The following is a 19002-nucleotide window of genomic DNA, read 5'->3' as shown; positions in this document are numbered from 1 at the left end:
AAAGCCTGAATGGTTGAATTGTTCGATAAAAACGATAAGGACGAAAAGGATGCAGCTTAATAAACTTTTAAAAGCTCTGGCAATCGTTGTACCAATGGCAACTCTGGCCGCTTGTAGCTCAAACCAGGAAACTGATTCAGGTATGGGCGCAGGTCAGGAAACCAATCAACAAGCTGAGCAAGACTCAGGCGTTGAAGTCGGTGCAGCAGAACGCCAAAAATCGGCTGAAGAACAACGTAAAGAGAAAATGGAAGCGTTACGTAAAGAACACATCGTTTACTTCGCTTTTGATAAATCTAACGTTCAGTCAGAATACACAGACTTGTTATCAGCACACGCTGATTACTTAGTTAAGAACCCATCTGTGAAAGTTGTTATTGAAGGTCATACCGACGAGCGCGGTACACCTGAATACAACATCGCGTTAGGTGAGCGTCGTGCTAAAGCGGTTGAGAGCTACTTGCACAACTTAGGTGTTCAGGATTCTCAAACCTCGACTGTTTCATACGGCGAAGAGAAGCCAATGGTAAATGAATCAAACGAACGCGCATACTCGAAAAACCGTCGCGCTGTTTTAGTTTACTAATTTAAAAGTAACGGATAGTAATGAGAAAAACGCTGTTAGCTGTATGTTTGTGTGTGCCTGGGGTTGTTATGGCCCAGGCACCTGTTTCCGGGCTGTCGTCTTCAGATGACGTTGAGCAACGACTGGAACAAATCGAGCGCATGCTCGAAGCTCGTTCCGGCGCTCAGCTTGAAATGCTTAATCAGTTAGGCTCTTTGCAGCAAGATGTTGCTGAATTAAGAGGTATAACAGAAGAGCATGAATACCGTCTGGAGCAATTGTTGGAACGCCAGCGCGAGCTGTATCAGGAAATTGATCGTCGCTTCAGTAATTTGAAGACGAGCAATAGCCAGAGTGGAAGTACAGGCGATGATTACAATAACCTGGAACAGGTACCGACACAAACAGACAATAGCAGCTATTCTCCAAATCTTAGCGAGAATGATGCTTATGACAAGGCGATAGCTTTGGTCCTTGAAGATAAGCGTTACGATGAAGCTATACCTGCATTTGAGTCCTTTCTTAAGAACTTTCCAAACTCAACTTACTCTCCTAACGCTCACTACTGGTTAGGTCAGTTATTTTTTGCTAAACGTCAATACGACGAAGCAAAACAGCAATTTGAAACTGTTGTTAATGACTACCCGGACAGTAATAAACGGGGTGACTGTTTATTAAAGCTTGGTGCTATTGCCAGTGAGCAAGATAAATCGGCAGATGCAAAAGCATATTACGATCAAGTGATTGAAGAATACCCGGAAAGTACCGAAGCTAATTTGGCAAAACAACGCCTAAATCAGTAACAACTGGGCAACATGTGTTCGTGAATTAAGCAGTCGCACAGTTTTTTTCAATTTTCAGTTGCATACGCGCACTATTTCAGTAAACTATGCCGCCGTTGCCAAGCAGAAACGGGCAATATTATTGGCGTTGGGTTGTTAGCTCAGTTGGTAGAGCAGTTGACTTTTAATCAATTGGTCGCAGGTTCGAATCCTGCACAACCCACCACGTCGCCGATAAAAATATTTACCAGAATTTGGGTTGTTAGCTCAGTTGGTAGAGCAGTTGACTTTTAATCAATTGGTCGCAGGTTCGAATCCTGCACAACCCACCACTTCCCTGAAAACTCATTACGAAAACCACGTAGCCATACAGATGACCTAAGGGTGATACTGACTTAGCTATTAGCGTCCCTTGAATTCCGCTATAATAGTCCTCACTTATTAAGAACACTTGGAAAACAAGCCGTAGTATCATGACCGAGATTCAAACTCTGGATAGCCTTGATTATACTTTTCCGCCAAAGCCTAAACCGTTAAGTGCGGAAGAAAAGGCTGAAACTATTAATCGTATTAAGCAGCTTCTGCTTGATGAAGACGCTGTATTGGTGGCTCACTACTACACAGACCCGGATATTCAGGCGTTAGCCGAAGCAACCGGTGGCTGCGTGGCCGATTCTTTAGAAATGGCTCGATTTGGTCGCGACCATCCGGCAAAGAAACTGATTGTTGCAGGTGTTCGCTTTATGGGCGAGACAGCTAAAATTCTTACGCCTCATAAGCAAGTACTGATGCCAACATTGAAAGCCGAGTGCTCTCTTGATCTTGGTTGTCCACCAGAAAAATTTGCTGAGTTTTGTGATCAACATCCTGACCGGACCGTTGTCGTCTATGCGAATACTTCGGCAGCGGTAAAAGCTCGTGCGGACTGGGTAGTAACGTCCAGTATGGCGCTTGAGCTTGTTGACCATCTGGATGCCAAAGGAGAAAAAATTCTTTGGGCACCAGATAAGCATTTAGGCGGCTATATTGCCCGGGAAACCGGAGCTGATATGCTGCTGTGGCAGGGCGCTTGTGTCGTGCATGATGAGTTTAAAGCGAAAGCCCTGAAGGATATGAAAAAGCTTCATCCTGAGGCGGCTATTCTCGTGCACCCAGAGTCGCCGGAAAATATTGTCGCGATGGCAGATGCTGTCGGTTCTACCTCGCAGCTTATTAAGGCGAGTCAGGAGTTGCCAAATGAAACCTTTATAGTGGCAACCGACAAAGGCATTTTTTATAAAATGCAACAGTTGCAACCGAATAAGACCTTTATTGAAGCCCCCACTGCTGGTAATGGTGCAACGTGTCGCAGTTGTGCGCATTGCCCCTGGATGGCAATGAACGGCTTACAAGCGATAGAAGAAGCACTGAAGAACGGTGGTGAGACACATGAGATTCATGTTGATGAAGCTCTGGGCAAAAAAGCCATGGTGCCGCTGGACCGGATGCTCGAATTTGCAGCAACCTTAAAGTGATTTGAAAGGCTCCTTCGGGAGCCTTTTTACTTTTTGTCTATACAACATATTTATAACAATAATAACTCCAGTGCCTACCGAAGTTAATGTCTGCATGGTAATCTAGCTTTATTGAATAATTATTCGAGTGGTATAGGCATGGGACTTTACGATCCGGCTGACGTCCGTGATAACTGCGGCTTCGGCCTTATCGCTGATATTAATGGCGAAGCTCAGCAAGGTTTAATTGCGACCGCAGTAAAGGCGCTGGACCGTATGCAGCATCGTGGTGGTATTGGTGCCGACGGTAAAACCGGAGACGGCTGCGGGCTGCTGCTGCAAATGCCGGAGCAGTTTTTCCGCCAGTACGCGGAAGCTGAAGGTTGGCAGCTCAGTAAGAAATTCGCTGTCGGTATGGTATTTTTTAGTCGCGATAAAGATAAGCGCGAGTCCGCCCGCCACCTTATTGAGCAAGAGCTGCAACGAGAGACTTTAGCGGTCACTGGCTGGCGTAAAGTTCCGGTCAATAACCAAGTACTGGGTGAAGGTGCTAAAGCCTCTGAACCGGTTATTGAGCAGGTTCTGGTGTCAGCGCCACCGGGCTGGCGTAAAAAAGATTTAGAAAGACGCTTATACATGGCGCGGAGACGCATCGAAAAGTTGATGCCTAATCAGGATGAGCTTTATATTTCGTCGTTGTCGAGTCTGGTTTTAGTTTATAAAGGCCTGATGATGGCAGTTGACCTGCCGGCTTATTACAGCGATTTAGCCGATGCCGAAATGAAAACCTCGATTTGTGTTTTCCATCAACGCTTCTCTACCAATACAGAACCGCGCTGGCCGTTGGCTCAGCCGTTTCGGTTCCTAGCCCACAACGGTGAAATTAATACTATACGTGGGAATCGCCAGTGGGCGCAGGCAAGAGCTTATAAATTTCAGACGCCCTTGCTACCTGACCTACAGGACGCAAAGCCACTGGTGGGCCTGTCAGGCTCCGATTCTGCTTCATTAGACAATATGCTGGAGCTGTTACTGGCTGGTGGCATGGATTTATTCAGGGCAATGCGTTTGCTTATCCCGCCGGCATGGCAGGGCGATGCCACTATGTCAGATGACATGCGTGCCTTTTACGAGTTTAACTCCTTGCATATGGAACCCTGGGATGGGCCTGCCGGTGTGGTCATGAGTAATGGTCGGCATGTGGCCTGCAGTCTGGATAGAAATGGTCTGCGTCCGGCGCGCTATGTTCTGACCCGCTCAGGTATTTTGACCATTGCATCCGAAGTGGGTATCTGGGACTACGATGAGCAGGAAGTGATAGAAAAAGGCCGCCTGGGACCGGGACAAATGATGGCGGTGGATACCTATACCGGCAAAATTTGGTATAACGACCAAATTGAGGAAGAACTCAAGCAGCGTCACCCCTACAAACAATGGCTGGAACAACACCGTCGTCACTTAATACCCTTTGAACGCAGCCACGCCGATAAGCTGGGTAAGCGTTTGTATGACGACGATACTATGCTGGTTTTTCATAAAGCGTATTTGTACTCCGAAGAAGAAATTCAGCAAATTATCAGTGTTCTGGCGAAAGATGGTCAGGAAGCTGTGGGTTCTATGGGGGACGATACGCCCACCGCAGTGCTTTCAAAGCAACCGCGTTTGCTTTACGACTATTTCCGTCAGCAGTTTGCGCAGGTGACCAACCCCGCTATTGACCCGATTCGTGAGCGTCATGTTATGTCGCTTTCAACTATCATTGGTCGTGAGCATAATGTATTTAACGAAGCATCAGGCGATGCCGACCGGGTGGTATTTGAATCGCCTATTCTGATGTATACCGATTTAAAACAGCTACGGGAACTTGATGAACAGCATTACCGGGCGACCACCTTGTCGCTGGGTTTTGAACCGAAGCAACAAAACCTGCAACAAGCCATCGACAGTCTGGTTGAGCAGGCAAAATCCGCAGTTCAGGATGAGCAAACGGTTATTCTGGTTCTCAGTGACCGAGACTTGCAGCGGGAACAGCTGACGATCCCGGCAGCCATGGCTGTTGGTGCCGTGCAGCAGGCGTTGGTTGCAAATGATCTTCGCTGTGATTCAAACATTATTATTGAAACCGCTTCCGCACGTGACCCGCACCATATGGCCGTGTTAATAGGCTTAGGTGCCACTGCGGTTTACCCCTACCTTGCGTATGAAACCGTGGAACAACTGGTGGCCCGGGGCAAAGTCACACTGGATATAAAAGAAGCGCTGCTTAACTACCGTAAAGGCCTGAATAAAGGTTTACTGAAAATACTCTCGAAAATGGGTATTGCGACCGTGGCTGGTTACCGGGGCTCCTCCTTGTTTGAGGCGGTTGGGCTGAACGAAGATGTGCGCCGTCTATGCTTTGAGAACGTACCAGCGCGCATTGATGGTACCGGATTTGACGATATACAGCAGGATCTTCAGCAGAGCTTTCACCGCGCCTGGTTAACACGAAAAAAACTGGCTCAGGGCGGCTTACTGAAATATGTGCATGGTGGGGAATATCATGCTTATAACCCGGATGTTGTGACGTCGCTGCAACGCGCGGTGGCAACAGGCGAGCAGCGAGATTACGACGTTTACGCTAAGTTTGTTAACGAGAGGCCGGTGACTCACCTACGTGATTTGCTCAGCATCAAATTGCCTGAAAAGGCAAAAATTAAAAAAGAAAAAGTAGAAGCTAAAGAGCTTTTGTTTCAGCGTTTTGATACGGCAGCTATGTCGATAGGCGCGTTAAGTGCCGAAGCTCACGAAGCCTTAGCTATTGCCATGAATACTATTGGCGGGCATTCAAACTCAGGTGAGGGCGGAGAAGATCCGAAGCGCTTTAACAACGCCAAAAACTCGCGAATTAAGCAAGTGGCCTCGGGACGTTTTGGCGTCACGCCTCATTATCTGGTTAATGCAGATGTTATACAGATAAAAGTTGCTCAAGGCGCAAAACCCGGCGAGGGAGGTCAACTGCCCGGCGAAAAAGTCACAGCGGAAATTGCCCAACTGCGCTATGCAGTTGCTGGTACTACCTTGATATCGCCGCCGCCGCATCATGACATTTATTCCATTGAAGACTTAGCACAGCTGATTTTTGACTTAAAACAGGTGAACCCGAAAGCCTTAGTTTCAGTCAAGCTGGTTTCTACGCCTGGCATTGGCACCATTGCTACGGGGGTTGCTAAAGCGTACGCCGATTTAATTACTGTATCCGGCTACGACGGCGGAACCGGTGCCAGCCCCATGACTTCGGTCAAATATGCCGGCTCGCCGTGGGAGCTTGGTTTGGTTGAGGTGCACGAAGCATTGGTAGCTAATAATCTGCGCCATAAAATTCGGTTGCAGGTTGATGGCGGCTTAAAAACCGGTATGGATATTGTGAAGGCGGCTATTTTAGGCGCTGAGAGTTTTGGTTTTGGTACCGCCCCTATGATTGCTCTGGGGTGTAAGTATTTACGCATTTGTCATTTGAACAACTGTGCAACAGGAGTGGCTACTCAGGATGAAACCCTGCGGCGGGAACATTTCTCCGGTTTGCCGGAACGTGTGGTGAAACTGTTTGAGTTTATGGCGGAAGAGGTGCGTGACATTCTCGCTCAATTGGGGCTGCAAAAGTTAACCGACGCCATTGGCCGGGTTGACCTACTGGAACGGCTGACTGGTGAAACCAAACGCCAGCAGCAGTTACAATTAAATGCCTTGTTACAGTCCGCTGGGGTACGTTCAGAGCATTCTTTATATTGCACCGAGAAGAACCCGCCGTTTGACCAGGGCAAGCTGAACCAGCGGTTGCTGGAGTTGTGTAAAGATTCTGTTGATAAGCGCAGCGGAGGTCATTGGTCTTTGACCATTCGTAACGATGACCGCTCGGTTGCTGCAAGTGTATCGGGTTACATTGCCAGCCAGCATGGTAACCAGGGAATGGCGGTTGCGCCAATTACTTTAGGTTTTATCGGTACCGCCGGACAAAGCTTTGGTGCATGGAATGCCGGGGGCTTGAAGCTGCACCTGACCGGAGACGCCAACGACTACGTTGGGAAAGGTATGGCCGGTGGTGAAATTACCATTAAGCCGCCAGCAGGCTGTCGTTATAACACGCACGAAGCCGTCATTATGGGCAATACCTGTCTGTACGGCGCGACAGGCGGAAAACTTTATGCAGCCGGTTGCACCGGTGAACGTTTCGCAGTGCGTAACTCCGGCGCGACAGCTGTGGTAGAGGGTATTGGTGACCATGGTTGTGAATACATGACCGGCGGTATTGTTGTGGTGCTGGGTGATTGCGGCATCAATTTCGGTGCGGGCATGACCGGTGGTTTTGCTTATTTAAGAGACAGCGACGGTGATTTGCACCGTCGGCTTAACCACGAGTTGGTTGAAGCGGTAGCAGTGGATACCCCGATTATTCAGGAGCACTTGCGCGGTTTAATTCATGAGCATCACGAAGCAACGGGAAGTCACTATTCGCGCGATTTGCTAAACAACTTCGAGCAAATAGTGAACAGCTTTTATATCGTCAAACCAAAAGCGGCAGATGTGAAAGAGCTTTTAGGGCATCGGGCGCGGTCAACCGCAGAATTACGTGTGCAGGTGATGTAATGAACAAGAATATTTATCAATTTTTGGACGTGCAGCGCATTGATCCGCCGAAACGTCCGGTTGAAGAGCGTCGCATTGAGTTTAAAGAAATTTATGATCCAATGCCCGATGTACAGCTAAAAGGTCAGGCTGATCGTTGCCTGGACTGTGGAAACCCTTATTGTGAGTGGCAATGCCCGGTTCACAACTATATTCCTCAGTGGTTGGAGCTGGCCAATGAAGGGCGGGTTATTGAAGCCGCTGAGCTTATGCATAAAACCAACAGCCTGCCTGAAGTTTGTGGTCGGGTCTGTCCGCAGGATCGTCTGTGTGAAGGTGCCTGTACGCTGAATGACGGTTTCGGCGCAGTAACTATTGGCAGTATTGAAAAACAGATGGTCGACGAAGCCTTTAAACAGGGGTGGCGGCCAGACTTAAGCGGCGTGACTCAGCGTCAGGAACGGGTTGCTGTTATTGGGGCAGGGCCTGCCGGTCTTGCCTGTGCTGACGTATTGACGCGTAATGGTGTCAAAGCTGTAGTGTATGATCGCTACCCGGAAATTGGTGGCCTGCTAACTTACGGCATTCCGCCATTTAAGCTGGATAAAGCGGTAATGACGTTGCGTCGTGAAATATTCATCGACATGGGTATCGAGTTTAAGCTGGGTGTCGAAGTGGGAAAAGACATCAGTTTTGCTGAGCTGGAAGCCAATTATGATGCGGTATTTCTGGCCCTGGGAACCTATAAAGCGCTGGATGGAAAACTAAAAGGTCTGGATGCAGATGGGGTTTATCCGGCATTGCCGTTCTTGATTGGCAATACACAAAAACTTATGGCTCATGAGCCTATGTCTCAGTATCCGCTGATTGGTGTGCAAGACGAGACTGTGGTTGTACTTGGTGGTGGTGATACCGCGATGGACTGCGTCAGAACTTCAATACGCCAGGGAGCGAAGTCGGTTGTCTGTGCTTATCGCCGCGACGAAGGCAATATGCCCGGGTCACGCAAAGAAGTGCAGAATGCTCGCGAAGAGGGAGTTTCTTTCGAGTTTAATCTGCAACCGCTGGAAGTAATTACGGACAATTCCGGTAAGGTTAGCGGCGTGAAAATGGTACGCACTGAGCTTGGCCCGGCTGATGAAGACGGTCGCCGACGTCCACAGCCTGTGCCGGACTCAGAATTCGTCATGCCTGCAACTGCGGTCATTATTGCCTTTGGCTACCAACCCAGCCCGCCGGAATGGTTACAGCAGCACAAGGTGGAGCTAAGCGACTGGGGTACCGTGCTGGCTACCGGCGATACTGAGTTTGCTATGCAAACCAGCAACCCGAAAATATTTGCCGGTGGCGATATGGTGCGCGGCGCCGATCTGGTGGTGACGGCGATAGCGGAAGGACGCGACGCCGCCGAGGGAATACTCGATTATTTCGACGCCGTATAAGTTATGGGCAGCGCAATCAGCGCTGCCATTGTTTAATAGCCGACGCATAACCTTCCCGAAAATTCGCATACTGAAGTTGGTAACCGCTTTCTTTTAAGCCCTTATTCATGCAGCGTTTAGAGCCTCTTGGACCAACGTCTGTATCAATGCTTCCTGTCAGCTCAACTTCAAGCTGCTCAGCCAGCCACTGGTAAACTTGGTATTGTTTGACCGGTTCATCGTCATTAACCAAATAAACAGGACTGGGTTGATTAACCTGGGTAAGTAAATGCACAATAAAGCCAGCGACATCGTTCTGATGTATGCGGTTGGTCCAGCTGTCACGAAGCTGGACATTGCCCTGAGTTAATTGGCGTAGCAAAAAGTCACGCCCTTCGCCGTAAATACCACTGCAACGAAGAATAGAGGTTTGCCCCGGTAAGGCATCGATAATGGATTCAGCCTGCAATAGAGCTTTACCAGAGTCTGACGTAGGCTCGGTTTCACTGTCTTCATCAATCCACTCGCCGTCGCGTTGTGCGTAAACGCCGGTGCTGGAAACGTAAATAATATTAGGCTGATGAGTTTGCTGCGACAATACTTGCTGCAGGTGACGACAGGGAACGACGTAGCCCTGATGATAGCTATCTTCTGCGCCTTTTGCCGGGGTCAGGGTAATGACAACATTATCCCATTTATTCTCGAACAGTTGGTAAAGCTCTTGTTCACTGTTTAAGTCTGCAGCAACTACATTGACCCCTTTGCGTACCGGCTTGCTCTCCGGGGTTCTGCAAACTCCAGTGACTTGCTCGTTTTGCCCGCTCAGCCTTTGCGCAACGCGGTCTGCAATATCGCCGTAACCGAGTAAAAGCGTTTGCATGAAGATCCTCTTGGCGTTAATGTAAAAGAAATGTTGAACTTAATATAGATACTGACCAATAGCCCATTATGAGCAGTGACCCTTCAATAGAAAGTCTGATTGATGAGCTTAAAACAGATTATCACCGCTCTCAATTCGAGTCTCTGTTTAAACGTAAAACAAAACATCTTAGCGGACCCGAAAAGCTGCAGGCGCGTATGCGCATTACTGAACTAGCTAAACCGGCTTTGGGTGTTATAGATCTTCGTAAGAAAATTCAGTCCGAAATTGAACCTTACCCTTTTCAGGGGCGCGTACACTATTTTGATTTAGCTGCGAAACGATTATTTGAAGACGGCTTACGACTGTATAAGGGTGTTTTTACAAACGACACGAAACAGCAAATATTAGCGTTGAAAACACAGCATCAGCAGTTAGCGGAAGACAAAGCCTTAGCCCAGCAGGAACAAGAGAAGGCGCTTGCAAGTTTCGTGGCCGGGCGTGAGTACCAACGTTGTGAGCAACGGATTAATCTGGTCAGCGCCGTGACCATGGAACTGGCGGACGGTCAGGAATTCAGTGCTATGACTGTGGACATATCCAACAGTGGACTGCAGTTAAAGCTAAGCCTTGACCCCCAACTGACCGGTTTGAAGTATGCTCGCGTAAAGGTTTATTTTTCAGGGCTTAGCGACGACTTTGTGTTTGACGCAACCCAGGAATATGAATACCGGGTGGTTGGGCTTAAAGAAAAAGACTTTTGTCTTTACTTACGTTTAAAGCGTATGGATGAAACTGGCGATGACGAACTTGGTCAATTTTTAGCGGCTATGTTGAGCAAGTCCCGTCGTCGCTATAAAGTCAATGTTGAGCATTTAGTCCAGAGGGTTACAGCCCGGATGCATGAAAGTTACTGGTTTGATGCTGTTCAGGCTGTGCCATTCATTTTAAAAGATGGCTCAGGGCGCTGCGCTTTAGTTCAGACAAAATCAAATCAGACCCTGCTGAACAGCTGGCAGCAACACCAGAATGACCTTATTGCGGAGCTTATTGAGCAACCGTGGGTTCAGTCCGTGAAAAATGAGTTGCGAAAAGCCAGGAAGCCCACAAGGCGGCAAGTTACCTTGTTTCGTATTAGCCTGCCCATAAATAAAGTCTGGCGTGAGTACTTACTGCCGCTGCAGGCTATACAAAAAGAAAAAAGCTTAATTGCTACGTTGAACGCATTGCGTGCGGCAGGTTATGGGGCAAGGTGTTATCAACTGACGCTTACTCACAGCAAAGACGATGAGCTAGTCTACGGCGAATTGAATGCGATAAAAACTCCACTTTGGCGCGAACATTCCAATGAGAAGCTGAAATTATCGGTACTACAGGAATACCAGACCAAAGGAGCTAAAGCACTGAGTTGTAAACTGCTTAGTCCTGAAGCGTCAGCTGAACAGAACATGTTTCGTTATGCTTTATCCAGCGCCTTATTTTTGTATAAAAGCGGCGTTGACTGGGAGCCTCAGCTGGCCGCATTAATGCCCGTTTCTGAAGGCTTACCGAAATTGTTTGATGATACTGAATTTTGGTTAGCAAACAACGAACGCTTACTCGGCGGACGGCGGCTGAGCTCCGAGCTAAGAAAGGCATTGCGTCGAGTGTCTGAGAACAGCAACTTGTCGCCGCGTATATTACTGTTAAGAGTTACTCAGGCCACTCAGAAAGACGGCGTTATGGGGCGGGAAATTAGCGAGTACGACAGCTTTGAAGAGGCGGCAGAATACATTCGTTTTCTTGACGAGGATGATAACTTTCTTGCGCTGCTGGTAACAGGGCAGCCATGTCAGCATCAAATAGCAGCCGGGTTGACGACAGATTTGTCTTATATTCAACGCTACCTGCCGCATCGCGCAAAGGAGCTTGAATCCAGTTTTAAAGAACTGCGCGGCGTCATAACCCTGACAGACGTGACTCAGACTCTAAGCGGGCTTGCGCAACTAACGGAGCAGTTATAAAGGTTACCGTTTGCTGCTCCTGCGCGTGGCTTTCCATCCTGCGTTATATACCGCATAATCCAAACAAGCTCATTAATTAACAGGTATTCAATTATGTTCAAATCGTGGACAAGTTCATTACTGGCGGTAAGTGTTGGTTTAGCCACTCCGCTGAGTGCTATCGCTCAGGATAGCATTGACTATAAAGAGCAGGAAAAGTTACATGAAATAGCCGGTGCCATGCAGGCTGATCGCATTGAAAGCGATATTCAGACGCTGGTGGATTTCGGCACGCGCCATACCTTATCTGAAACGGAATCTGATACGCGAGGCATTGGTGCTGCGCGGCGCTGGATTTATGCTGAATTTGAGCGCATATCCGAAGCCTGTGGTGGTTGCCTTGAAGTGATGTACGTCAGCGACACGATTTCGGGAGAAGAGCGCATACCTGACCCTGTGGAAGTGAAAAGTGTCATTGCGGTTCAGCGTGGTAAAACAGACCCTAATCGTTATGTGATGATGTCCGGGGACATCGACTCGCGAGTTAGTGATGTCATGGATTATACCTCCGACGCCCCGGGCGCAAACGATAATGCCTCTGGTGTCGCTGGCGCGTTAGAAGCGGCACGAGTGCTAACCCAGTACGAATTTGATGGTTCTATTGTTTATGCGGCACTGGCAGGCGAGGAACAAGGTCTGTTTGGCGGCAAAATTCTGGCCAAAAAAGCGAAAGATGACGACTGGCATCTGACCGCTGTGCTTAATAATGACATGATTGGTAATATTGAAGGTATTAACGGGGTTATTGATAACACCACTGCACGTATTTTTGCTGAAGGCACCCGTATGAATGAATCGGATCGCGAAGCAACCATGCGCCGTTTTTATGGTGGCGAAGTGGATTCTCCTTCACGCAACTTAGCCCGCTACATTGATACAGTGGCTGATCGTTACATCAATAATTTAGACACTATGATTGTTTATCGCTTAGATCGCTTTGGTCGTGGTGGGCATCATAGACCTTTTAATGATTTAGGCTATGCCGGTATCCGCATTATGGAAACCAACGAAAATTATAACCGTCAGCACCAGGACCTTCGTGTGGAAGATGGCATTGAATATGGCGATACCATCGATGGCGTAGACTTTGACTACGCCGCTAAACTGACAGCGCTGAACGCGGTTTCTATGGCAAGCATGTCTTGGGCGCCAAGGCCTCCTGCTAATGTCGAAATAGAAGGTGCAGTAAAACCGGATACAACCCTGCGCTGGACGGCGCAAGAGGAAGATAAAGAAAATATTGCGGGTTATAAAGTTTACTGGCGCTTAACCAGTGCTCCTCAGTGGCAGTTCAGCCGCTATGTGGGTAACGTAAACGAATACACACTGGAGAATGTGGTGATCGATAATTACATTTTCGGTGTAGCTAGTGTCAGTAACGATGGCTTTGAAAGCCCAGTTGTATTTCCGGGACCAGCGGGGACATTTTCTATTGAGTAAAACGTTGTTCAAAGCATTAACCGAGCCGCTAAATTATGAAGGGGAAGACCGAAGAGTCGGTTTCGAACTGGAGTTTAGCGGTTTAACTCTGGAGAGAACTGTCGAAGTTCTGCAACAACAGTTGTCGGGGAAACGGGTTGCGGTCTCTAAAGCGGAACAAAAAGTTGAAGTGGATGAACTGGGTTCATTTACAGTTGAGATAGACTGGGACTATTTAAAGCGAAAAGCGAAAGCAGAAGGCGGAGACAATTCTGCCTGGGTGCGCGAGTTAGGCAGCATAGCTGAGAACCTGGTACCTATCGAAATTGTTTGCCCGCCATTGACTCTTGAGCAGTGTGAGCGGTTAATTCCTGTGACCGATGCTTTACGGGAAGCAGGTGCGAAGGGCACTGATGAGTCCTGGATTGCTGCTTATGGTGTGCATATTAACCCGGAGGTGCCGTCGTTAGAGCCAAATGTCCTGCTGCGTTATTTGCAGGCATTTTCTTTGTTGCAATGGTGGCTGGTAGAGGCTCACCGGGTTGATACAACACGAAAGCTGAGTCCTTATATTGATAAATATCCTGAAGCCTACATTCGCTTGCTGGTTTCTCAGCAGGAGGTAAGCCGGGAGCAACTAATTAATGATTATCTGGAACATAATGCCACCCGTAACCGGGCGCTGGATATGTTGCCGCTGTTTGCTTTTCTGAATGAAGAAAAAATTATGAAAGCGGTGGAAGATAATAAGATTAAAGCCCGCCCGACATTTCATTATCGTTTACCGAATTGTCAGCTTGAACACCCAGACTGGGATTTAACCGAACCATGGAAAATTTGGTGGATAGTGGATGCTCTGGCGAACGACGAACAGGCTTTAGAGTACTGGAAGCAAGCGTTCACTGATGCTGAACGCCCGCTAATAGGGGTTTCAGAAAAAGACTGGAAGGAAAGGTTGCAGCAATGGCTCAAAGACCGCGAGTGGTTGTAACCGGAAGCGCCAGAAGGTGGTCGCCTTCCTGGTGGTGTACCTGGCTTATTCTTAAGTGTCTTGGGGCAACCCCTGTGCGTGCAAGTGTCAGACACCGCTGTGATCACGAAGGCATTGACGCCGTTATTATTGGCGGCGGCGATGACATTAGCCCATCTGAGTACAATCAACCACCGGAACGTGACGGCGAATACGACCCCGACAGAGATGAGCTTGAAATTGCCTGGATACGTTGGGCTCTGGAAGAAAAAAAGCCTCTATTAGGTATTTGTCGTGGCTCGCAATTGATTAATGTGGTACTGGGCGGTGAACTGAATCAGAATATTCGGGAGCTACGACAGCTAACCTATAACAGACCCGGGTTATTGCCAACCAAACAAGTGTTTATTGAACCCCGGAGTCAGTTGGCGAAAATTTGTAAAAAACAAAAACTGCGAGTTAACAGCCTGCATTCGCAAATTGTAAAGCAAACCGGCGTTGGTATGCATGCTGTGGGGTGGGATCTCGATGGTTTTCTACAAGCTTCTGAAGGGCAGACCGAACAAACCATTATTGGCGTGCAGTGGCATCCTGAGTACCTTTTCTACGTACCCAGCGAGCTCAGAATCTTCCGTTGGCTTATCAAACAATAATTGAACATTCCGATTATACCGTCATCAATATATCAATTTTTTTGATCCATCTTTAAGCCTAATTAGTATAATCGTTCAATTACATAGATGAATAGTTCATCGCATTCTGGAGCATTAAATGACTATAGCAAATCGATTGTACGCGGGGTTTGCCTTTATTCTACTGTTACTTGTTATAACGACAATTGTCGGTACGTACCAGGTTGGCGAAATAGATAAAACACTAACAAGAGTGAATGAAGTAGGAAGTGAAAAACAACGCTTTGCTATTAATTATCGTGGCAGTGTCCATGACCGGGCTATTGCTCTTCGCGATTTAGTGCTTGTGGATGATGCCGCTGATCGTCCTCCGCTGCGTGAGCTAATTGATGATTTAAAGACGAATTACAACACAGCTGATAAGGGCATGAGTGCTATTTTTTCTGACAGCACTTTGGTTAGCAGTAAAGAACGTGAATTATTGGCCGCTATTGAAGACGTGCAGGCGCGAGGACTGGCCGCCGCCGAGGAAACTGAACGTTTGCTGAGTTCAGATCGCCGACAACAGGCGCAGGAGTATGTACTGAATGAATTGTCTCCGGTTTATGCGGAGTGGCTGAATCGCATTAATACCTTCATCGATTATCAGGAGCAGAATATAGCGTCAGGTACAGAAGGTGTTATGGACCGTAGCGAAAACTTTGCCACTTTAATGTGGTGGGTGACGGCTTTCGCTATTATTACGGGTGGTATAGCAGCCTGGCGGATTGTGGTTAAGCTGACTCACACCATAGGCGGCGAGCCCGAAGAGGCGGCTGAAGTATTGCAGCGCATTGCTGATGATGACTTAACTGTTTCAACCCGAACACGCTATGAAGATAGCATGATGGCGGACGTTAACCGCATGGCTTGTCAACTTAGAGAGATTCTGCAAGACGTTAATGATTCGGCAGATACGATTCTGAACTCATCAAATGAGCTTTCTGAAACAGCGAATGATAACCAGCAATTAGTGGTTCAGCAGCAGGAGCAGACCACTCAGGGTGCAACGGCAATTCATCAGATGGCTCAGACGGTGCGGGAAGTGGCTCAGCATACAGAGCAGGCGGCTCAACTGGCGGATGACACTGATAAAGAGACAGTTGATGGTAGCCGTGAAGTTGAAGCGACCATACGCTCTATTGAAGAGCTGGCAAATCAGGTTGAAGGTGCGTCAAAAGTTATTGGTCAGTTATCTGATAGCACCGCAGAAATTCATAAAGTACTGGAAGTAATAGAAGGCATTGCTGACCAGACCAATTTACTGGCGTTGAATGCCGCAATTGAGGCTGCCCGTGCTGGCGAACATGGCCGCGGCTTCTCTGTGGTTGCTGATGAAGTGCGTGCGTTAGCGAACCGAACTCAGGACTCTACCCGTAATATTCAAAGCTTAATTGAAACCATGCGAGTGAGTGCCAATGACGCTGTTACCGTTATGGAAAAAGGCAGAGAAAAGGCAGCAGAAAGTGTTGAACAGGCGCGCTCCGCCGGTAAGTCTCTACATGCGGTGAATAGCTCGGTTGCAAAAATGAGCGACATGAACGCACAAATTGCGACTGCAGCAGAAGAACAAACCGCCGTAGCGGAAGAGATAAACCAAAACTTCACATCTATTACTCAGGCCGCTGAGCAAACGGCAGCGGGCTCAGAGCAAATTAGTGAAGCCAGTCGCGAGCTGAACGAACTGGCAAAACGATTAAATAATGGCATGAAACGCTTTAAAATTGCTTAAACCCCTTGATTAGAACGGCTAAAACCCCTACCATAGCGGCCGTTCTGGAGAGGTGTCCGAGTGGCTGAAGGAGCACGCCTGGAAAGTGTGTATACGGCAACGTATCGAGGGTTCGAATCCCTCTCTCTCCGCCAGATACAAAAGAAACCGCCCTTGAGGCGGTTTTTTTGTGTCTGCAGAAAGAGGGGACTGGATTACATCATGCTTTGTAAGTAGAGCTGCTCACCCAGTCGGTCCATTAAGTTCAGTTGTATCTGTAGCCAGTACGCGTGATCTTCTTCGGTATCTTTTAAAATACCGACCAGCATTTCGCGAGTAACGTAATCATCCACTTCTTCGCAGTATTCAATGACTTCACGCAATGTTTTTGCGTTGTTGTGCTCAAGTTGCAAATCATTTTCCAGCATTTCCCGGACATCCGAACCTATGGTATGAGGTTCGCGATTGCTCATGTTGGGTTTGCCTTCCAGAAATAAAATTCTGCGAATGAGCAAGTCTGCATGACCGCGCTCGTCATCAATTTCATGGTTAATGCGCTCGTAAAGCTTCATTAAACCCATGTCTTCATACTGACGCGAATGTGAGGTGTACTGGTCAATTGAGGTCAACTCAAAAGCCAGCAGGCGATTTAGCTGCTCAACTACATTGTTATCTCTGCGCATTATTCAGCTCCTTGAATTTTGGTTTGTAAATAGACCTCATTACCCAGGCGCGATATCAAATCAATTTGAGTTTCAATCCAGTCGAGATGTTCTTCCTGCGAGTCGAGAATATCGCGTAAAGCGTTACGGCTGACATAGTCTTTGTGTATCTCACACTCTTTTATGGCTTCTCGTATTGCGCTGACATCGTTAAACTGGACTTTGTGGTCCATTTCCAGCATTTCTCTTGGGTCTTCACCAACGTATAACTTACCCAGTTCCTGCAAATTAGGAATGCCTTCCAGAAATAAAATGCGTTCGATAAGCACATCGGCGTGCTTCATTTCATTAATAGAGGCTTTATAAACAGGCTTGTTCAAACTTTCGAAGCCCCAGTTACGATACATGCGGGCATGAAGAAAGTACTGATTAATGGCGGTAAGTTTGAGCGTCAGTATTTTATTCAGTTGCTGGATGACTTTAGCATCACCTTTCATAGCCGTATTACTCCTTAATTCACTAGGTATGAATTAAGTGTAGCATACGGAAACCGGAAGTTGAGTCTCTTTACCTGCTTGATTGGAACGTTGTTCGAGGGCTTCGTGAAGAACATCTTTGGCGCAGTTTTTACAGCAGCCACACTGTGAGGCCACACCGTATTGCTGGCGTAAGTCTCGCATTGAGTTCACCTCACCAGAAACTACGGCCTGATGGATGACTTTATCGTTAATACCTTTACAAAGACAAACATACATAGACTATCACCTCACTTGATAGTGACAGTCTATGTTAAATGCGAACGATTTGCAATAGTGTTTTATTGCGGGGCGATGAAGCCGGTTTTCAACAAGTACAATGTGTAGAGCAAGTACAGGCAGATAAAGATAAACCCGTGTACGCGGTTAATTCGCCCTTGTCGTGCCTTGCGAATACCAAAGACCATTAGCAGTAATGTCAGTACAGCCATAGCAACCCAGTCGCGACTTAATACCAGAGGCTCAAGCGAAACCGGCTCGATAGCACCGGCAATACCCACCACAGCCAGAGTATTGAACATATTAGAGCCGATAACGTTGCCCAGTGCCAGGTCGTGCTCATTCTTGCGGGTTGCCGCAATGGCGGAAGCAAGCTCTGGTAAGGAGGTACCAATGGCGACTACAGTTAAGCCTATGACTAAATCGCTGACGCCGAGTGATACCGCAATGTTTACGGCGCCCCACACTAAAGCACGTGAACTGACAATGAGCAGCAATAAGCCCACAATAAGCCAAATAATAGCGGGCTTCATTGGCAGAGGGTTTGCGTCCAGTTCTTCGGTGAATTCCGCGGCTAAGCTGTCGTCGCTGCTTTTTGAGCCTATCCAGATTGACCAGCCCATGTAGCCAACAAAAACAACTAACAGAAGAATAGCTTCCAGTCTGGTAATTTGATAGTCGAGCAAAAAGAGGGCGCTTAACAGGGTTATTGCGATTAGCACTGGCATTTCACGGCGGATAACCACAGATTTAACCGCAATAGGGGCGAGCATGGCGGTAATACCTAAAACCAGCGCTATGTTGGTTATGTTCGAGCCATAAGCGTTACCCAGTGCTAATGCGGGGTTGCCCTGCATTGACGCCAATGCCGATACGACCATTTCCGGCGCCGATGTACCGAAGCCTATAATGACCATACCGATAACTAATGGCGCCATGCCCAGATGTTTTGCTACTGCGGCTGCACCTTCAACAAAGCGGTCGGCACTCCAGACCAAAACAGCCAAACCTATAATGACCGCAACAATCGATAACGTCATAACACCC

The 19002-nt window shown here is 47.8% G+C and carries 15 protein-coding genes and 3 tRNA genes; 13 read left to right on the top strand and 5 right to left on the bottom strand.

The window, feature by feature from the left end; all coding sequences use genetic code 11:
* The first annotated feature begins 49 nt into the window (after window positions 1-49).
* The 7 genes from pal (at window position 50) to ACN0RF_RS05295 (ending at window position 8887) form a co-directional block, all read left to right on the top strand.
* Window positions 50-586, top strand: coding sequence for a peptidoglycan-associated lipoprotein Pal (gene pal / locus ACN0RF_RS05325; protein WP_034819855.1), 537 nt, complete (start codon window positions 50-52; stop codon window positions 584-586).
* A 68-nt stretch (window positions 587-654) separates the two neighbouring features.
* Window positions 655-1368 (top strand): tol-pal system protein YbgF, encoded by a 714-nt coding sequence (ybgF, locus tag ACN0RF_RS05320; RefSeq protein ID WP_417438273.1) that lies wholly within the window; start codon window positions 655-657, stop codon window positions 1366-1368.
* A gap of 129 nt (window positions 1369-1497) precedes the next feature.
* Window positions 1498-1573, top strand: a tRNA-Lys gene (locus ACN0RF_RS05315).
* Window positions 1574-1603: 30 nt separating this feature from the next.
* Window positions 1604-1679: transfer RNA gene (locus ACN0RF_RS05310), tRNA-Lys, on the top strand.
* 141 nt (window positions 1680-1820) lie between these two features.
* A complete protein-coding gene (gene nadA / locus ACN0RF_RS05305) occupies window positions 1821-2861 on the top strand; it encodes a quinolinate synthase NadA (protein WP_417438272.1) in 1041 nt (346 codons plus the stop codon).
* 138 nt (window positions 2862-2999) lie between these two features.
* Window positions 3000-7466 carry a glutamate synthase large subunit gene (gltB, locus tag ACN0RF_RS05300; protein WP_417438271.1) on the top strand — a complete coding sequence of 1489 codons (4467 nt, stop codon included), beginning with the start codon at window positions 3000-3002 and terminating at the stop codon, window positions 7464-7466.
* On the top strand, window positions 7466-8887 hold the full coding sequence (locus ACN0RF_RS05295; RefSeq protein WP_417438270.1) for an FAD-dependent oxidoreductase: 1422 nt from the start codon (window positions 7466-7468) through the stop codon (window positions 8885-8887). The genes gltB and ACN0RF_RS05295 overlap by 1 nt, the downstream gene beginning before the upstream one ends.
* A 16-nt stretch (window positions 8888-8903) precedes the next feature.
* Here ACN0RF_RS05295 and ACN0RF_RS05290 read toward each other — a convergent pair whose 3' ends face one another.
* On the bottom strand, window positions 8904-9746 hold the full coding sequence (locus ACN0RF_RS05290) for an SDR family oxidoreductase (protein ID WP_417438269.1): 843 nt from the start codon (window positions 9744-9746) through the stop codon (window positions 8904-8906).
* Between the two features lie 68 nt (window positions 9747-9814).
* On the opposite strand from ACN0RF_RS05290, the gene ACN0RF_RS05285 reads away from it, so the two are divergent.
* From ACN0RF_RS05285 to ACN0RF_RS05260, 6 genes are all read left to right on the top strand, one after another.
* Window positions 9815-11728: a PilZ domain-containing protein gene (locus ACN0RF_RS05285; protein WP_417438268.1), complete on the top strand. Its 1914-nt coding sequence runs from the start codon at window positions 9815-9817 to the stop codon at window positions 11726-11728.
* Window positions 11729-11821: 93 nt separating this feature from the next.
* A complete protein-coding gene (locus ACN0RF_RS05280; RefSeq protein ID WP_011234322.1) occupies window positions 11822-13207 on the top strand; it encodes a M28 family metallopeptidase in 1386 nt (461 codons plus the stop codon).
* Complete coding sequence (locus ACN0RF_RS05275) at window positions 13200-14177, top strand: amidoligase family protein (RefSeq protein ID WP_417438267.1); 978 nt, start codon at window positions 13200-13202, stop codon at window positions 14175-14177. Before ACN0RF_RS05280 ends, ACN0RF_RS05275 begins: the two co-directional genes overlap by 8 nt.
* A complete protein-coding gene (locus ACN0RF_RS05270; RefSeq protein ID WP_417438266.1) occupies window positions 14150-14809 on the top strand; it encodes a gamma-glutamyl-gamma-aminobutyrate hydrolase family protein in 660 nt (219 codons plus the stop codon). The genes ACN0RF_RS05275 and ACN0RF_RS05270 overlap by 28 nt, the downstream gene beginning before the upstream one ends.
* A gap of 118 nt (window positions 14810-14927) precedes the next feature.
* Entirely contained in the window at window positions 14928-16559 is a 1632-nt protein-coding gene (locus ACN0RF_RS05265; RefSeq protein ID WP_417438265.1) for a methyl-accepting chemotaxis protein, read from the top strand.
* A gap of 46 nt (window positions 16560-16605) precedes the next feature.
* A tRNA-Ser gene (locus ACN0RF_RS05260) sits at window positions 16606-16693 on the top strand.
* A 60-nt stretch (window positions 16694-16753) separates the two neighbouring features.
* Here ACN0RF_RS05260 and bfr (ACN0RF_RS05255) read toward each other — a convergent pair.
* From bfr (ACN0RF_RS05255) to ACN0RF_RS05240, 4 genes are all read right to left on the bottom strand, one after another.
* Window positions 16754-17221, bottom strand: a complete 468-nt coding sequence (gene bfr, locus ACN0RF_RS05255) for a bacterioferritin (RefSeq protein WP_110012677.1) — start codon at window positions 17219-17221, stop codon at window positions 16754-16756.
* The gene (bfr, locus tag ACN0RF_RS05250) at window positions 17221-17697 is read right to left on the bottom strand and encodes a bacterioferritin (RefSeq protein WP_034819886.1); all 477 of its coding nucleotides are present in this window, start codon (window positions 17695-17697) and stop codon (window positions 17221-17223) included. The genes bfr (ACN0RF_RS05255) and bfr (ACN0RF_RS05250) overlap by 1 nt, the downstream gene beginning before the upstream one ends.
* A gap of 33 nt (window positions 17698-17730) precedes the next feature.
* Complete coding sequence (locus ACN0RF_RS05245; RefSeq protein WP_114981584.1) at window positions 17731-17955, bottom strand: (2Fe-2S)-binding protein; 225 nt, start codon at window positions 17953-17955, stop codon at window positions 17731-17733.
* A 62-nt stretch (window positions 17956-18017) separates the two neighbouring features.
* Window positions 18018-18995, bottom strand: coding sequence for a calcium/sodium antiporter (locus tag ACN0RF_RS05240; RefSeq protein ID WP_110012675.1), 978 nt, complete (start codon window positions 18993-18995; stop codon window positions 18018-18020).
* Window positions 18996-19002 lie beyond the last annotated feature (7 nt).

Origin of the sequence: Idiomarina sp., assembly GCF_048260185.1 — a bacterium.
Classification (GTDB): domain Bacteria; phylum Pseudomonadota; class Gammaproteobacteria; order Enterobacterales; family Alteromonadaceae; genus Idiomarina.
Note: the sequence above shows the minus strand (reverse complement) of the source record. Positions and strands in the feature narration are given on the sequence as shown.

Coding starts and splice junctions, on each gene's coding strand:
- nadA (WP_417438272.1), top strand. CDS start 1,821: ATGACCGAGATTCAAACTCTGGATAGCCTTGATTATACTTTTCCGCCA.
- bfr (WP_034819886.1), bottom strand. CDS start 17,697: ATGAAAGGTGATGCTAAAGTCATCCAGCAACTGAATAAAATACTGACG.
- ACN0RF_RS05270 (WP_417438266.1), top strand. CDS start 14,150: ATGGCTCAAAGACCGCGAGTGGTTGTAACCGGAAGCGCCAGAAGGTGG.
- pal (WP_034819855.1), top strand. CDS start 50: ATGCAGCTTAATAAACTTTTAAAAGCTCTGGCAATCGTTGTACCAATG.
- ACN0RF_RS05280 (WP_011234322.1), top strand. CDS start 11,822: ATGTTCAAATCGTGGACAAGTTCATTACTGGCGGTAAGTGTTGGTTTA.
- ACN0RF_RS05245 (WP_114981584.1), bottom strand. CDS start 17,955: ATGTATGTTTGTCTTTGTAAAGGTATTAACGATAAAGTCATCCATCAG.
- ACN0RF_RS05285 (WP_417438268.1), top strand. CDS start 9,815: ATGAGCAGTGACCCTTCAATAGAAAGTCTGATTGATGAGCTTAAAACA.
- gltB (WP_417438271.1), top strand. CDS start 3,000: ATGGGACTTTACGATCCGGCTGACGTCCGTGATAACTGCGGCTTCGGC.
- ACN0RF_RS05295 (WP_417438270.1), top strand. CDS start 7,466: ATGAACAAGAATATTTATCAATTTTTGGACGTGCAGCGCATTGATCCG.
- ACN0RF_RS05265 (WP_417438265.1), top strand. CDS start 14,928: ATGACTATAGCAAATCGATTGTACGCGGGGTTTGCCTTTATTCTACTG.
- ACN0RF_RS05290 (WP_417438269.1), bottom strand. CDS start 9,746: ATGCAAACGCTTTTACTCGGTTACGGCGATATTGCAGACCGCGTTGCG.
- bfr (WP_110012677.1), bottom strand. CDS start 17,221: ATGCGCAGAGATAACAATGTAGTTGAGCAGCTAAATCGCCTGCTGGCT.
- ybgF (WP_417438273.1), top strand. CDS start 655: ATGGCCCAGGCACCTGTTTCCGGGCTGTCGTCTTCAGATGACGTTGAG.
- ACN0RF_RS05240 (WP_110012675.1), bottom strand. CDS start 18,995: ATGACGTTATCGATTGTTGCGGTCATTATAGGTTTGGCTGTTTTGGTC.